Annotated in this window: 10 protein-coding genes; 5 read left to right on the forward strand and 5 right to left on the reverse strand. The window is 73.2% G+C overall.

All coding sequences use genetic code 11. The features are described 5' to 3' along the window. Window positions 1–88: 88 nt before the first annotated feature. The 4 genes from ABGB14_RS31420 to ABGB14_RS31435 all read left to right on the forward strand — a co-directional run bounded on the left by ABGB14_RS31420 (window position 89) and on the right by ABGB14_RS31435 (window position 7,567). On the forward strand, window positions 89–1,723 hold the full coding sequence (locus ABGB14_RS31420; RefSeq protein ID WP_347647452.1) for a TIGR02677 family protein: 1,635 nt from the start codon (window positions 89–91) through the stop codon (window positions 1,721–1,723). Then, window positions 1,720–2,934 (forward strand): TIGR02678 family protein, encoded by a 1,215-nt coding sequence (locus tag ABGB14_RS31425; RefSeq protein ID WP_347647453.1) that lies wholly within the window; start codon window positions 1,720–1,722, stop codon window positions 2,932–2,934. The genes ABGB14_RS31420 and ABGB14_RS31425 overlap by 4 nt, the downstream gene beginning before the upstream one ends. Beyond that, on the forward strand, window positions 2,931–7,016 hold the full coding sequence (locus ABGB14_RS31430) for a TIGR02680 family protein (RefSeq protein WP_347647454.1): 4,086 nt from the start codon (window positions 2,931–2,933) through the stop codon (window positions 7,014–7,016). Before ABGB14_RS31425 ends, ABGB14_RS31430 begins: the two co-directional genes overlap by 4 nt. 131 nt (window positions 7,017–7,147) lie before the next feature. Next, window positions 7,148–7,567, forward strand: coding sequence for an ATP-binding protein (locus ABGB14_RS31435; protein ID WP_347647455.1), 420 nt, complete (start codon window positions 7,148–7,150; stop codon window positions 7,565–7,567). A 184-nt stretch (window positions 7,568–7,751) separates the two neighbouring features. Here the strand turns inward: ABGB14_RS31435 and ABGB14_RS31440 are convergent, their stop codons facing one another. Continuing rightward, on the reverse strand, window positions 7,752–8,141 hold the full coding sequence (locus tag ABGB14_RS31440; RefSeq protein ID WP_347647456.1) for a hypothetical protein: 390 nt from the start codon (window positions 8,139–8,141) through the stop codon (window positions 7,752–7,754). 182 nt (window positions 8,142–8,323) lie between these two features. Next, window positions 8,324–9,289 carry a helix-turn-helix domain-containing protein gene (locus ABGB14_RS31445; protein WP_347647457.1) on the reverse strand — a complete coding sequence of 322 codons (966 nt, stop codon included), beginning with the start codon at window positions 9,287–9,289 and terminating at the stop codon, window positions 8,324–8,326. Window positions 9,290–9,431: 142 nt separating this feature from the next. On the opposite strand from ABGB14_RS31445, the gene ABGB14_RS31450 reads away from it, so the two are divergent. Beyond that, on the forward strand, window positions 9,432–12,842 hold the full coding sequence (locus ABGB14_RS31450; protein WP_347647458.1) for a S8 family serine peptidase: 3,411 nt from the start codon (window positions 9,432–9,434) through the stop codon (window positions 12,840–12,842). Window positions 12,843–12,943: 101 nt separating this feature from the next. Here ABGB14_RS31450 and ABGB14_RS31455 read toward each other — a convergent pair whose 3' ends face one another. Genes ABGB14_RS31455 through ABGB14_RS31465 form a run of 3 tightly spaced genes read right to left on the reverse strand, consistent with a single transcriptional unit; the run spans window position 12,944 to window position 15,777 of the window. Further along, window positions 12,944–13,954: a LacI family DNA-binding transcriptional regulator gene (locus tag ABGB14_RS31455; RefSeq protein WP_347647459.1), complete on the reverse strand. Its 1,011-nt coding sequence runs from the start codon at window positions 13,952–13,954 to the stop codon at window positions 12,944–12,946. Window positions 13,955–14,005: 51 nt separating this feature from the next. Then, the gene (locus tag ABGB14_RS31460) at window positions 14,006–14,818 is read right to left on the reverse strand and encodes an ATP-binding cassette domain-containing protein (RefSeq protein ID WP_347647460.1); all 813 of its coding nucleotides are present in this window, start codon (window positions 14,816–14,818) and stop codon (window positions 14,006–14,008) included. Further along, window positions 14,815–15,777, reverse strand: coding sequence for an ABC transporter permease (locus ABGB14_RS31465; RefSeq protein ID WP_347647461.1), 963 nt, complete (start codon window positions 15,775–15,777; stop codon window positions 14,815–14,817). Before ABGB14_RS31465 ends, ABGB14_RS31460 begins: the two co-directional genes overlap by 4 nt. Window positions 15,778–15,784: the final 7 nt, after the last annotated feature.

The following is a 15,784-nucleotide window of genomic DNA, read 5'->3' on the forward strand; positions in this document are numbered from 1 at the left end:
CAAACAGCCGCCGGTCCGCCGGGTCCTGCCGCTACCTTTGCTGTCGGCTCGAGTCGTGCGGGTGTGTCGCGGGGAGGGGAGCGGGGCGATGGCGGAGTTGCCACGGGTGCCGCCGGAGATGTTCCGGTTCACCACCACCGAGCGGGCCGACCTGCACACCGCCGTCCTCTGCGCCTTCGGTGAGGCCGCCGAACGGCTCGAGACGGCGCTGACCTCGGAAGAGGTGCACGAGCGGCTGCGATCGGTCGGATGGTACGCCCCGGTCGCCGACCACGACCTGTCCGGCACGCTCAAGCAGCTGGCCGGCTGGGGGCTGCTCGACGTGATCTTCAACCACGCCGGCGGTTTCGCCACCGCCGAGGAGTACGAGCGCAGGAACCTGCACTATGCGCTGACCAGGCGCGGGGAGGCGGCGCTCGCCGGGCTGCGGCACGCGATGGCGACGCTGGGCTCGGCAGGCGCGTTGCAGACCGCGGTGCTCGACGCCATCGCCGAGCGGCTGGGGGAGCTGGACATCCTGCTGCGCGACCCCGATCCGGGGCACAACCGGCGCATCTTCACCGGCCTGCGGGAGCTGGAGGGGCATCTCGACGGGCTGCGCGCCGGCACCAGGCGGTTCAACGGCGACCTGCAGCGGCTGCTGCGCCTCGAAGGCGCCGATCTCGCCACGTTCCACGAGGTCAAGTCCGCCATGGTGACCTATCTGCAGGAGTTCGCCACCCACCTGGAGCAGCGTGGCGATGCCGTCGCCGCCGCCCTGGAGAAGGTCGAGGAGCACGGAGTCGGCGTGCTGCACGCACGGGCGCTCGACGGCGCCGACCTGCCGAGGACGCCCGGCGCCGACCACGCCACCCCGTGGCTGGAGGAGCGGGCGGCCAGGTGGGACGGGCTGCGGTCGTGGTTCGCCCACCACGACGGCGCCGCCGACAGCAGCGCCGACCGCGGCGCCGACCGCGGCGCCGACCGCAGCGCCGACTGCGGGGCCGGGGAGCGGGTCGTGCCGCGGGTGCGGCAGCTGCACGACGTGGCCAGGCAGGCGATCGTGGCGCTGTTGCAGGTGCTCGACCGGATCACCGACTCCCGCCGCCGCTCCTCCAGCGCCGCCGCCGACTTCCGCACGCTGGCCCGCTGGTTCGCCACCGCGCCCGCCGAGCACGACGCGCACCGGCTGTGGGACGCGGCGTTCGGGCTCGGCTCCGCCCGGCACGCGCACCTCGGGCACCCCGACGCCGAGCTGATCCCCTCGGGGGTCCCCTGGGCGGAGGCCGAGCCCGTGGAGGTGTCGGCGCTGCTGCGCTCGCGCGGCCGCACCGAGCGGATGGGCCGCACGGGCAGGGTCCGCGACGTGGCCGAGCTGCGGGCCGGGCGCCGGTCGCGGGCCGAGAAGGAGCGCGCCGAGCTGGAGGCCGCATGGGCGGCGCTGGCCACCACAGGCGCGATGCGGCTGTCGCAGCTGGGGGAGCTGGACCACGAGGCGTTCGGGCGGCTGCTCGACCTGCTCGGCCGGGCCCTCGCCGAACGCCCCGACGCGACCGGCCTCCGGCGGGCCGTCACCTCCGACGGGCGCGTCGAGATCGTGCTCAGGACGCCCGGCGACGGAGCCGTCGCGGTGCTGCGCACCTCCGAAGGGTGGTTCCGCGGTCCCGACTACCTCATCGACGTACGCGCGCCCGGCGACACCCGCGCGGCCGCGCCCGCCGGTGAGCACCGGGTGGGCGCATGAGCACCCTCGCCAACCAGCTCGTCAGGGCCGAGAAGGAGGAGATCGCGCGGGCGATCAGGACCCTCCTCGGCCGGCCGCTGGTGTCCCGGCAGAGCGACCCCGCCGCCTTCGACCTGATCAGGAAACGCCGCCAGCCGCTCATCCAGTGGTTCGACTACTTCTGCGGCTGGCGGCTGGTCGTGGAGCCGCGCCAGGGCTACGCCCGCCTGGTCAAGGTCAGGACCGAGCCGAGCGCCACCCGGCCCGCCCGCCGCCGCCGCGCCACCAGGGCGCCCTTCGACCGCCGCCGCTACACCCTGTTCTGCCTGTGCGCGGCCGAGCTGCTCACCTCGCCGGTCACCACGATCGGCATGCTCGCCCAGCGGGTCGTGCAGGCGGCCGCCGTCGAGGTGGACGTGCCCGTGTTCGACCCGGTCAAGGCGGCCGAGCGGGCCGCCCTCGTCGACGCCCTCAAGCTGCTCGAACACCTCGGCGCGATCGCCGTCATGGACGGCGCGACCGACTCCTACCTGGACGACGAGGACGCCAAGGTGCTCTACCGGGTCGACACCACCCGCGTGATCAGGTTGCTCGCCGCGCCCGTGCCGCCGTCGAGGATCGCTGCCGGGGAGACGCGCCCCGGCACGCTCGCCGAGCTCACCGCGGCGCTCGTCGCCGAGTCCCGCTACGGCGCCGACGAGCCGACCGAGACCCAGCGCACCCTCAGGGCCCGCCACTCGCTCATCCGCCGGTTGCTCGACGAGCCCGTCGTCTACCGCGCCGACCTGACCTCCGCCGAGTCCGGCTACGCCGCCTCGCTCACCGGCCGCCGGATCCTGCGCCGCGCCGCCGAGGAGGCCGGCTTCGTGCTCGAAGAGCGCGCCGAGGGGTTCCTGCTCATCGACCCCGACGGCACCGCCACCGACACCCGGTTCCCCGACGACGGCAGCCACGCCAAGGTGGCCGCCCTGCTGCTGCTCGACCTGCTCGTCTCGGCCGGGCCCATCACCGCCCGGCGGCTCCACGCCGAGGCGGGCGGGCTGCTGCGCCGCTTCCCGCAGTGGGCGAAGGCGTACCAGTCCGACGGCGGCGGGGTGCGGCTGGCCGCCGACGCCCTTGAGGTGCTCACGATGTTCGGGCTGGCCCGCCGCACGGGTGACCGGGTCGCCGCGCTGCCCGCCGCGGCCCGCTACCGGGTCGACCGCGGCACGGCCGTCCAGGAGGATGCATGACAGTCACCGAGCTCACGCCCTCGCGCACAGCGCAGGCCGGGGAGGACCGCTGGGTTCCCGTACGCGCGGGGATCCTCAACGTGTGGCGCTACCACGACGAGGTCTTCGAGTTCCACCGGGGGCGGCTGCTGCTGCGCGGGCCCAACGGCAGCGGCAAGTCCAAGGTCCTCGAGCTGCTGCTGCCGTACCTGCTCGACGCCAGCCTCAAGCCGAGCAGGCTGTCGACGTTCGGCGGCACAGAACGCACCATGCACTGGAACCTCATGGGCGACGGCGCCGCCGGCGCCACCCGGGTCGGCTACGTGTGGATCGAGTTCCGGCACTCCGGCGGACGCTGGTTCACCTGCGGCGCCCGGCTGCAGGCCACCGTCCACACCAAGAACGTCACCGCCGCCTACTTCACGACCGAGTCCCGCGTCGGCGCCCCCGACGGCATCCGGCTCAGCGGCGAGAGCGGCCAGCCGCTGACCAAGGCCCAGCTCGCCGAGGAGCTCGGCGCCTCGGGCACGGTGCACGAGTCCGCCGACGCCTACCGCGCCGTCGTGCGCCGCACCCTCTACCGAGGGCTCAACGAGCAGCGCTACGACTCGTTGCTCACCGCGCTGCGCCAGCTCCGCACCCCCAAGCTGTCCGAACGCCTCGACCCCGGACTGCTGTCGGAGCTGCTGTCCAGCGCGCTGCCGCCGCTCGGCGAGGGCGAGATCCACGAGATCGCGGAGGGCTTCGAGCGGCTCGACCGGCAGCGCGAGGAGCTGCGGCTGCTCGACCGCGACGTGGAGGAGGCCGACCGGCTGGGCGCCAGGCAGCGCGGGTACGCCCAGCGCGTCCTGCGGGCCGCCGCCGCGGCCGTGACGTCCGCCGGCCGGACACTGGACGCGCTGGCGGCCGAGGTCCGGGCCAAGCGGGAGGCGCTCGAGGAGGCCGAGGGCGAGCTGGACGCCGCCACCGTGCGGCTGGCGGAGGAGGAGTCGCAGGAGCTGGCGCTGGCCGCCCAGATCGAGGGGCTCAAGGAGAGCGAGGCGTACCAGGCCGGTGGCGAGCTGCACCGGCTGCGTACGGAGGCGCAGGCCGCGCACGAGACGGCGGCCCGGCTGCGTGACCAGGCCGGTGCGGCGGCCCGCGCCTCCTCCGCCAAGGAGGAGCTGGCCGCCCTGGCCCGGGACGGCGCCCGCACGGCCGCCGCGCTGGCCGGCCGCGCCAGGGGCGAGGCCCGCAGGGCGGCCGAACGCGCCGGCCTGCTCGGCGTCCACGAGGAGAGCGCACGCGCCGCCGCCCACGACGCCCGCGCGGAGCTCGAGGAGGGGCCTGACGGCGAGGCGGCCGGCGCTCCGCCGGGCGGGCCGGACGGCGAGGAGGACGTGCGCAGGGCGCGGGAGCTGCTGCGCGCCGCCGTGTCCAGCAGGGCCGCCCAGATCCGGGAGGTCAGGGCGGGTGCCGCGGAACACCACGAGGCGATCGATCGCCGCTCCACCGCCGAGCAGGAACGCGACGGCGCCAGGGATGACCTCGCCGCCGCGAGGGCCGCCCACGAGCAGGCCGAGCGCCTGCGCGACGAGCGGGCCCGTGACCTGGCCACGGCCCTGGCCGAGTGGGCCGGCGGCTGCACCCAGCTCAAGCTCGACCCCGGCGAGGCGGCCGACCTGGCCGACCGGTTCGAGCAGGCGGACGAGCTGGTCGGCGCCGCCCGCACCGCGGCGGCCGTCCGCCACGCCGCCCGCGAGCAGCACCTGACGGGACTGCGCGACCGGCTGGTCGCCGAGCGCGCCGATCTGACCAAGGAGCGCGAGCGCCTCAACGACCAGACCGTCCTGTCGCCCTCCGCCCCGCCCACCCGTACCGCGAGCCGGCAGGGCCGCCCCGGCGCGCCGCTGTGGCGGGCCGTGGCGTTCAGGTCGGGGCTCGACCCGGTCGCCCAGGCGGGCGTGGAGGCCGCGCTCGAAGCGGCCGGGCTGCTCGACCTGTGGCTGCTGCCCGACGGCGGGTTCGACGCGGGCGAGCACGACGCCTTCGCCGTGGCCTCGCTGGCCAGGCCCGCGCCCGGCTACAGCCTCGCCCACGTGCTGTTCACGGAGGCGGACTCGCCGGTGCCCGCCGACACCGTGCTGTCCGGCATCGCGTTCGCGCCCAGCGCGATCGGCGTCGACCATCCGGCGGTCATCGGCGCCGACGGCACCTGGCGGCTCGGCCTCGCGGCGGGCCGCTGGGTCAAGCCCGAGCCCTCCTACATCGGCGCCACCGCCCGCGAGCGGGCCAGGCGCCGCCGCGTCGCCGAGCTGGACGACCGGCTCGGCGAGCTCGCGGGCACGATCGCCGAGTGCGACCACCTGCTCGCCGTCGTCGAGGGCGACCGCGACACGCTCGCCGCCGAGTTGCGGCGCAGGCCCGACAGGACACCGTACGCCGAGGCGGTCCAGGAGCTCGACGGCGCGGTACGAGGCGTCGCGTTGCTCGAGGACCGGCTCCACGCCTGCGAGCAGCGCCTGCACGAGCGCGAGCGGGACGTCGCCGCGTCGCTGCGGCGGCTCACCGAGCTGGCCGCGAGCCACGCGCTGCCCACGGGCGCGCCCGCGCTCGGCAACCTGGAGGAGGCCCTGCGCGCCGCGGAGATCACCGGCACCGTCTGGCACGACCGGCGCGCCGCCGCCCGCACCGCCAGGGAGCGCGCCGGGCACGCGCGCGAGACCGCCCGCGAGTACCAGGCTCTGGCCGTGGCGGCCGTCGAACGCGCCGAGCAGGCCGCGGCCACCGCCGTCGTCCTGGCGGAGAAGCTGACCGCCGTCGAGTCCGCCGTCGGCGCCGAGCACCATCAGATGCTCGACCAACTCCAGGAGACCCAGGCCGCCTACCAGGCCTGCCGCCGGCTCATCAAGTCGGTCAACGAGAGCCTGGCCAGGCTCAACGCCAGGCTCGGCCGGCTCAGGGGAGAGCTCGGCACGGCGGAGGAGAAGCACGCCGAGGCGGGGCGGACGCGCGACGAGGCGTGCGAACGGTTCCGGCGGCTGGCGGCCGGGCACCTGCCGGCGGACGCGCGAGTGACGGCCGAGCCGCCTGCGGGCGCCGGGGCCAGGGCGGTGCTGGAGTCGGCCAGGGCCGTCGCCGAGCAGCTGGCGGCCGTGCCGTACGAGCAGAAGCACGTCAGGGAGGCCGAGGCACGGCTGCAGGACGCCTTCCACCACGCCAGGGAGGTCCTCGCCGGCCGGGCCGGCCTGGAGCTGGCGCCCGACGACGACGTGCAGATGCTGACCGCGACCGTCGGCGGGGTGCGGGCGGGTGCCGCGGCTCTCAGCGCGGCCCTGCGCAAGGAGCGCGACGGGCGGCGCTCCGACATCACCGAGGCGGAGCGCGACCTGTTCGACCGGACGCTGGCCGGCGACACGCGCCGGCACCTGGCCGACCGCATCAGGCAGGCGGGTGCGCTGGTCGAGGGCATGAACCAGCGACTCGAACGGGTCCGCACCGCCTCGCGGGTGGCCGTGCGGCTGGTGTGGCAGGTCGATCCCGCCCAGTCACCCGGCACCCGCGCCGCCCGCGACCTGCTGCTGCGCGATCCCGCCGGGTTGAGCGAGGCCGACAAGGAGGCCCTCTACGTCTTCTTCAGGGACCGCGTGGAGGAGGCGCGGGCCGACAACTCGTCGGCGAGCTGGGAGGACCAGCTCATGAAGGTGCTCGACTACACCTCCTGGCACCGTTTCGTGGTCAGGCTCGAGCGGGGCGACGGGCAGGGCTGGCAGGATCTGACCAGGAAACTGCACGGGGCGCTGTCCGGCGGGGAGAAGGCCATCGCCCTGCACCTGCCGCTCTTCGCCGCCGTGGCCGCGCACTACCAGACCGATCCGGGGTGCCCGCGCTTCATCCTGCTCGACGAGGTGTTCGTGGGGGTCGACAGGACCAACCGGGGACAGGTGTTCGACCTGCTGGTCGACCTGGGGCTGGACCTGGTGCTCACGTCCGACCACGAGTGGTGCGAATATCGGGAACTGGACGGGATCGCGATCCACCAGCTCATCACGGGAGACGGCGACGACGCGGTGACCACGGCCCGGTTCGTCTGGAACGGCTACCGTACGCTGCCCGCCGAATGACCGTCCTCGCACCAGCGAGGTCCGGGCCGGACACGGATTCGCAACAATGTGTGCCGTCACGGATTCCCATCCGTGCGGAAACAGCTTACCGTAGTGTGGGAGCGCTCCCAAAACCGAGAGATGTGATGCGCATGCCCCTCCGCCACGGGTCCCCGCCCGCGACGCCGATCCGGACGGCGGAGCACCTGCTGCCCTCGGTGCCGGCCGGCGTCGGAGAGGCGCGCGCCCTGGTCCGCGCGGACCTGGCCGCATGGGGCCACGACGACCTGATCGACGACTGCCTCGTCATCGTCAGCGAACTCGTCACCAACGCCGTCCTGTACGGCGGGTCGGCGTACGCGCTCCGGCTGGAGGACCGCGGCGGCCGCGTCTACGGTGAGGTGTTCGACCCCGGCGACGGCGTGCCGCGCCCGCGCTCGCCGGGGCCCGACGCGCCGTCAGGCCGGGGCCTGCGGATCGTCGCGGCGATCGCCGACGACTGGGGGGTGCGGGCGGCCGACGGCGGCAAGATCGTGTGGTTCTCGGTCACTGACCCGCGCCGGCGCGCCTGACCTCTCTCCAGGTGCCGCCGTCAGCGGCGGAACATCTTCGCGCCGGACCTCGCGGCCATTGACGCGCTCCCGGCTGTCGCGGGGAGCCCGCCCTCCCATCCAGGTGGGTGCCCGGGCATAGCGCTTCCGGCACCCGGTTGCCGGCTTCGCCGGCGCATCTTCGAGAAAAGCGGGACGAGGTTCGCTAGAACTTCGAGCATTTGAACTGCGCCGTCGAAAGATCCTCGGGATCGGTGCCCTTGTTGGAATGCCAGTAGACTTTGAAGTACGTATTGCACTTATGTGGCCACGTGAATTTGGTGAGCTCTCCCACCTTGACATACCTCGGCTTGGAGTATTTGTACGTGTAATTCGACTTTCCCGTGCGGATGCCGAAGATTCCCGCACCGTCCTGTCCGGACGGCGGATAGTATTTGGCCTTCAGCCGGTCGCCGTCGCGCGTGCCACACAAGGTTCCCACGACGTTCGTGGTGCACCACCACTTGAGCGACGCTTCCGCCTGCGCAGGCAGAGCGATCAGCGGCAGCGCCACGATACCTGCCGCAAGGGCGGCCGCGAGCCTTACGTGAACCATCAGGTGCTCCTCGCTCTCTCCGTGTCCGTAGGAGGCTACGCAGGTGCGGCGGTCGAGGTCATCGGCTCGTGATGCACACTTCTTAGCGTGCAATCGACACTTTCCGGCGCTCGCGGGTGCGGCACTCCGGGTGCGGTCGGTCGAGCCGGTGGGCGAGATCGCACGGCACCGTACGCGGGGGCTCAGATCCAGCCGCGCCGGGTCGCCTCCATCGCCACCTGGAAGCGGGTTCGCGCGCCCAGCCGCCGCATCAGCTTCGTGATGTGCCGCTGCACCGTGCGCTCGCTCCATCCCAGCGCCCGGCTGGCCGCGCGGTCCGTCGCGCCCGACGCCAGGAGCGTGAGCAGCCGTTCCTCGTCGCCGGACAGCTCCCCGTCCCCCGCCGTCATCCGGACGGGCACGCTGCGCTCCCACAGCGCCTCGAACAACGCCCCCAGGGCGTCCAGCAACGGTGACGGGTGGATCAGGTACGACGCCGTGACCGCGTCGTCGCCGGCCCGCAGCAGCGGGATGATGGCGAGCCGGTCGTCGGAGATGGCCAGCTTCATCGGCAGGCCGGCGGCGATCCTGGCCTGTTCCCCGTGCCGCATTCCGGCCGTCACGTCCTCCAGCCAGCCGGGGAGATCCAGCACGCTGGTGTCGTAGATGACGCGATACTTCACGCCACGTCGCAGCAGGTTGAGCTCGATCGGGTTCGACTCCCTGTGCTGCTGCCGAGCGGCGTACGGCGGCCGGTCGAACCCGCGCACCTGCGCCCGCGTGTCCTGCTGCATCTGCACCCACCGGTGGTTGACCTCGTCGCGACCCGAGATCACCTCGATCAGCTCGCCGGGGTGGGCGAAGCGGGTACCGGCACGGTAGACGTCCACCAGCGACCTGATGTGCGCGCGCACGCCGTCCAGCTCGCGTTCGCGCTCGCGCAGGATGGCCTCCAGGCTGCTGTCGGGCGAGACCGCGACGTAGCGGGTGGGCCGGCCGTCCGAGCGGGTGGCGAGCCCGAGCCCCACCAGCGACTGCAGAACGCGCCTCGCGGCCGTGGCGGGCAGATGGCAGTCTCCGACGATCTCGGTCACCGTCGCCTGCGTCCGGCGGACCAGGGCGTCGTACACCTCCTCGTCCTGAGGGCTGAGTCCGATGGCCTCGAGCACGCCGCTCCTCCTCCGGTTGACTGTCGGAATTACGTCATATGACGGAAACTCGCCGCAAATCGATCTTGTCAGGAAATATCGCTACATGTCAGCGTTCCAGGTGCACCATCGGCCCCCGTGGCCACAGCACCGAAGGAGCGTCATGCCGCCATCCCCCCGCCGATCCGCCAGACGACGCCTGCTCACCGCCTTGTTACCGGCCGTCCTGCTCGGCACCCTGGCGGCGGGCCCGGCCGCGGCGGAGATCCGTACCGCGGAGCCGGAGGCCGTGCCGAAGATCGACCAGAAGCTGACCGCGCAGCTGAAGAGCGACGGTGCCCGCGTCGAAGCGGCCGTCGTCCTGCGTGCCCCGCACACCCCCGCGGCGGCGCCGGCGTCCCGCGCCCAGGCGCGGGACACGCTGGCGAGGAGCGCCGAGGCCACCCAGGATCCCGTGGTCCGGCTGGTCACCTCACGCGGCGACCAGGTCGTCAACACCTTCTGGCTGAAGAACATGGTCCTCGTACGGGCCACGCAAGGCACCCTGAACGCCCTGGCGGAGCTCGAGACGGTCGAGCGCATCATCCCCAACTTCACGCTGTCCGCACCCGAGCCCGAGCAGGGCGCCACCCCCAAGGCGGCCGGCGCCACCACATGGGGCATCGCCAAGATCGGCGCCGACCGGGCGAGCGACGAGCGCGGGCTCTCCGGCAAGGGCGTGCGCGTCGCCGTGCTCGACACCGGCATCGACATCACCCACCCCGACCTCCAGGGCAAGCTCGCCACCACCGACCCCTCGGACCCGAAGCACCCGGGCGGCTGGATCGAGTTCGGCCCCGACGGCACGCCGGTGGCCTCGCAGCCGCACGACAGCAGCTTCCACGGCACGCACGTGGCGGGCACGATCGCGGGCGGGAACGCCTCGGGCACCCGGATCGGCGTCGCGCCCGGCGTCACGCTGATGGGCGCCCTGGTCATCCCCGGCGGCCAGGGCACCTTCGCGCAGGTGATCGCCGGCATGCAGTGGGCGGTCGCGCCGTTCACGGCCGACGGCGCCAAGGCAGGCGAGCCGGCCGACATCGTCAGCATGTCGCTGGGCGGCCAGGGCTATGCCGACGAGATGATCCAGCCGGCCAGGAACATCGCCTACGCCGGCGCGTTCCCCTCCTTCGCCATCGGCAACGACTGCTCGCCGGGCCAGTCGAGCAGCCCGGGCAACGTCTACGAGTCCGTGGCCGTGGGCGCGACCGACGTCAACGACGACGTGCCCGACTTCTCCTGCGGCGGCGTGGTCAGGAAGACCGACTGGTTCGCCGCGCCTCCGGAGTGGCCGGACTCGTACGTCGTGCCCGACCTGTCCGCGCCGGGCGTCGACGTGCTCTCGTCCATGCCCGGCGGAGAATACAGGGCGCTCAACGGCACCTCGATGGCCACCCCGCACGTGTCCGGCACCGTCGCCCTGATGATGGAGGCGCGTCCCAGCCTGACCGCGGACGCCGCGCTGGAGATCCTGACCGGCACGTCCGTCTCCGACGACCGTTACGGCCCGCGCCCGAACCCCCGCGTCGGCGCCGGCCGGATCGACGCCTACGCCGCCGTGGCGGAGGCCGCGCTCGAAAGCGGCGTGCGCGGCGTCGTCACCGACGAGCGCACCCGCGCGCCGCTGGCCGGGGTGAAGGTGGCCAGGGCGGACGGACGCAACGTCCAGACCGGCGAGGACGGGAGCTTCGAGCTGCGGCTGCCCGAGGGCAGGCACGAGCTGACGCTGTCCAGGTTCGGCTACGAGACCAGCACCGAGACCGTACGCGTCCCGGCCGGCCGGCTCACCGGCGAGCGTTTCGAGCTGGAGCGGACGCGCTGGGGGACGCTCTCCGGCCGGGTGGTGTACGGGCCGACCGGCTCGACGGTGCCCGGCGCCACGGTGACGGTGCTCGGCGTGCCCGACGACCTGTCGGCGACGACCGACAGGAACGGCCGCTACACCCTCAAGGACGTCCCCTTCGGCGACGGCTACCGCGTCTCGGCGAACGCCGCCGGCATCTCGCGGTCGGAGCCCGTGGAGGCGAGCGTCGGCAGGGGCAGGAACACCGCCGACCTGACCCTCCCGCGGCGGCCCGGCACAGAGCGCGTGTCGCTCGGCCCCGACGGCCGCCAGGGCAACCACGAGGCGTGGTGGCCGGAGGTGAGCGGCGACGGGAACGTCGTGGTGTTCGCCAGCTTCGCCTCCAACCTCGTCACCGACGAGGACACCAACGGCGAGCTGGACATCTTCGCCACCGACCTGCGGACCCGGACGACCGAGCGGGTCTCGGTGCCGACCGGCGGCGGCCTGGGCGACTCGTTCTCGCTCTCGCCGACGGTCAACCGCGACGGGAGGTACGTCGGCTTCAACAGCGGGGCGGCCAACCTGGTGCCCGGCGACACGAACGGCCAGACCGACACCTTCGTGCACGACCGGCAGGAGGGGACGACGGAGCGGATCTCCGTGTCGTCCGACGGCGTCCAGGGTGACGGGATCTCCGGCGCGCCCGCGTTCTCGGCGGACGGCCGGCTCGCGGTCTTCGTCAGCGACGCGACCAACCTCGTGCCCGGCGACACCAACGGCCGCGCCGACGTGTTCCTGCGCGACCTGCAGGCGGGCACCACCGAGCGGATCTCCGTCGCCCAGGACGGCTCGCAGGCGGCCGACCAGTCCCGCGAGCCGTCCATCAGCGCCGACGGCCGGTTCGTGGCGTTCCAGAGCGACGCGGACGGCCTCGTGCCGGGCGACGGCAACGGCAGGACGGACGCCTTCGTCCTCGACCGCGTGACCGGCGCGCTCAAGCTGGTCGTGGCCCCGCACCCGGAGACCGACACCAGGTCCCCGGTGCTCAGCGCCGGCGGCAACGCGCTGGCCTTCACCAACGGTGTCGGACTCGGCCAGATCTACGTCCAGGACCTGGCGACCGGCACGTCCCGGCTGGTGTCGGCCAACAAGGACGGGGGCGAGGCCTCCAACATGTCGTTCGCGCCGTCACTGAGCGCCGACGGGCGCCTGGTCGCCTTCTACAGCCTCGCCGACGACATCGTCGAAGGTGACACGAACAGGTCGAACGACGTGTTCGTGCGTGACGTCGAGGCGGGCACCAGCAGGAAGGTCTCCGTGGCGCCCAGGGGAGCCGAGGGCGACGGCGGGTCCGACCTGCCGTCGATCAGCGACGACGGCAGGTTCGTGACCTTCGAGAGCTCCGCGGCCAACCTCGTCGAGGGCGACACCAACCACCGCTCCGACGTGTTCGTGCACGACCTGGCCCCCGGCCCCGAGCCGCTGTTCGCGCTGAGCGACCTGGAGATCACCCCGGAGAACTCCCGGTCCGGGCGCGTACGGGTGCGGGCCCGGGTGAAGAACGTGGGCGAGCGGGCCGGCGAGTACGCGGCCGTGCTGCACGTGAACGGCCAGGAGGACCAGCGGCGGACCGTCTCGCTGCGGCCCGACCGGAGCGAACGGGTCTCGTTCGACGTGCGGCGCGGCGAGCACGGCACGTACACCGTCGAGCTCGGGCCGCTGTCGGGGCGGTTCACGGTCAGGCGCTGAGACCGGCGAGCCGCTCCTGCCCGCGCGGGGGAGGAGCGGCTCGCCCCTCCGGACGTCCCCGCGCCCTCCCGGGACCGGCCGGTCAACCAGGGGCCGACCGGTCAAGGGGCTGGAGCGAGTTCGCCGGAGCCCCGGACGATCAGGCGGGTGGGCACCACCTGCCTGCGGGCCTTGGAGCGGTCGCCGTCCAGGCGCGACAACACCAGCTCCGCCGCCGCGGCCCCCATCCCGGCCGGATCCTGGGCCACCACCGTCAGCGGCGGGTCGAGGACCTCGGCCAGCGGCAGGTCGTCGAACCCGACGAGCGCGACGTCGGTGCGCCGCGCCCGGGCCAGCGCCACCACCGCGCCCATCGAGGCGAGGTTGTTGGCCGCGAACAACGCCGTCGGCGGGTCGCCCAGCGTCAGCAACCGCAGGGTGGCCTGGGCCGCGGCATCCTGGTCGTGCCCGGTCTCCACCAGGGAGCGGTCGAACGGCAGCCCCGCCCGCTCGAGCGCGTCGCGGTAGCCCTGGAAACGTTCGCGGCGGGTGTAGAGGGAGGCGGGCAGGTCGCCCACGAAGCCGATGCGGCGGTGGCCGTACGCGATCAGATGGGCGACGCCGGCCCGCGAGCCCTCCCGGTTGGCGCTGACCACGCTGTCGGCGGTCAGGCCCACCGCCGGGCGGTCGAGGAAGACGATGGGCAGCCCGGCCAGCCGCTCGCCGCGCAGCCGGCGGTGCTCGCTGGTGGCCGAGGGGACGATCATGAGGGCACTCACCCTGCGGGCCAGGAACGTCGCGATCAGCGACTGCTCCAGGGCGGCCGTCTCGCTCGACGAGCCGACGATGAGCGTCAGCCCGCGGGCCCGGACGGCGCTCTCGACGCCGCCCGCGACCGTGCCGAAGAAGGGGTTGCCCATCTCGGGAATGACCAGGCCGATCGCGGCGTCACGCGCGCCCACCCGCATGTTGCGGGCCATCAGGTTGGGCTGGTAGCCCAGCTTCCTGACGGCCGCCATGACGCGCTCACGCGTCTCGACGGCGACCGGGCCGTCGTCGTTGAGCACCCGCGAGACGGTCTTGGCGGTGACGCCGACCTCGCGCGCCACATCTGTCATCGTCGGACGCCGCATCCCGCCCATGCTAGTGGCCCGTCTCAGCGGCAGGCGGAGTACGGGGACGCATCACGACAGCCCGATCGCCTCCGCCGCGTCCTTGTCGGTCACCACGGACCTGCCCTCCGACATCTGGATGGCGCCCGTCATGATGGCGACCACCTCGGCCATGCTGTGGTCGCCCGGAACGATCTCGGCGACCCTGCGGCCCAGGCGCTGGATGTGGACGCGGTCGGCGATCTCGAACACGTGCGGCATGTTGTGGCTGATCAGCACCACCGGCGTGCCGCGGTCTCGTACCTGCCTGATCAGGTCGAGCACCTGGCCGGACTCCTTGACCCCGAGCGCCGCCGTGGGCTCGTCCATCACCACGACGTTCGTGGCCCACGCCACCGCCCTCGCCACGGCCACGCCCTGCCGCTGCCCGCCCGACAGCGACTCGACCGGCTGGGTGAGCGAGCGCAGCCCGATCTTGAGCTCGGCCATGTGCCTGGCCGACTCCTCGCGCATACGCTTCTTGTCGAGCATCCGGAAGACGCGGCCGAGGATGCCCGGTTTCCGCAGTTCCCTGCCCAGGAACATGTTCGTCGCGATGTCCAGGGAGGCCGCGACCGCGAGGTCCTGGTAGACGGTCTCGATGCCGTGCCTGCGGGCGTCGAGCGGGTCGCGGAAGCGCACCGGCTTCCCGTCGAGCCGGATCTCGCCGGAATCCGGCTGCAGCGCGCCCGTCAGCGCCTTGATCAGGCTCGTCTTGCCGGCGCCGTTGTCGCCGATGACCGCGAGCACCTCGCCGGGCATCAGGTCGAAGTCGGCGCCGTCGAGCGCGGTCACGTGGCCGTACTTCTTGACCAGGCCGCGCGCCTGGAGCACGGGTGTGGTCATCGGGTCCTCCTGCGGGAGAGCTGGTCGACGGCGACGGCGAGGATCACCAGGATGCCCGTGATGAGCGTCTGATAGATCGACGGTACGCCCATCAGCTGCAGGCCGTTCCTGAACACCCCGACGATGAGGGCCCCGACCAGGGTGCCCAGCACCATGCCCCGGCCGCCGAACAGGCTGGTGCCGCCGAGCACGACCGCCGTGATGCTGTCGAGGTTGTCGGTCTGGCCGGCCTGCGGGTCGCCCACGCCGGTACGCGAGACGAGCAGCAGGGCCGCGATGCCGTACACGAAACCGGCCAGCGTGTAGACGCCCACGGTCAGCCGCCGCGTCCTGATGCCGGTCAGCCGGGCCACCTCGGGGTTGTTGCCCAGCGCGTACACGTGCCGGCCCCACGCGGTCGAGCCCAGCAGGTACGCGAACAGCAGGAACAGCAGGATCGTCAGCAGCGAGCCGTAGGTCACGTTCGTCTGGCCGACCTGGAACGTCTGCCCGAGGAACGTCAGCAGCGGCGGCAGGTCCGTGACGGTCTGCTCGCCGGAGTAGATGTGGGTGAGCGCGAACGCCACGTTCAGCATGCCGAGCGTCACGATGAACGGCGGCAGCGAGATCCGCGTCACCAGCAGCCCGTTGACCAGCCCGAACCCGGCGCAGACCACGAGCCCGGCGGCGACCGCGAGCAGCGCGGGCAGGCCGCTGTCCACCGCCAGCTTCGTCATCACGATGCCGCCGAACGCCATGATCGCGCCGTTGGCCAGGTCGATGCCCGCGGTGAGGATGATCAGAGTCTGCCCGATGGCCAGCGTGCCGACCACCATGACCTGCTGGATGATCAGCGAGAAGTTCGTCCCGGAGAAGAACTGGTCGGTGTTCAGGCCGAAGTACAGGCAGGCCAGCAGGAGCGCGGCGAGCGGGCCCGCGACGGGGGTGCTGATCAGGCGGCGCGGCAGCGACGCTTCCATCACGGCC

The sequence above is a fragment of the Nonomuraea sp. B10E15 genome (assembly GCF_039871615.1).
Taxonomy (GTDB): Bacteria; Actinomycetota; Actinomycetes; order Streptosporangiales; family Streptosporangiaceae; genus Nonomuraea.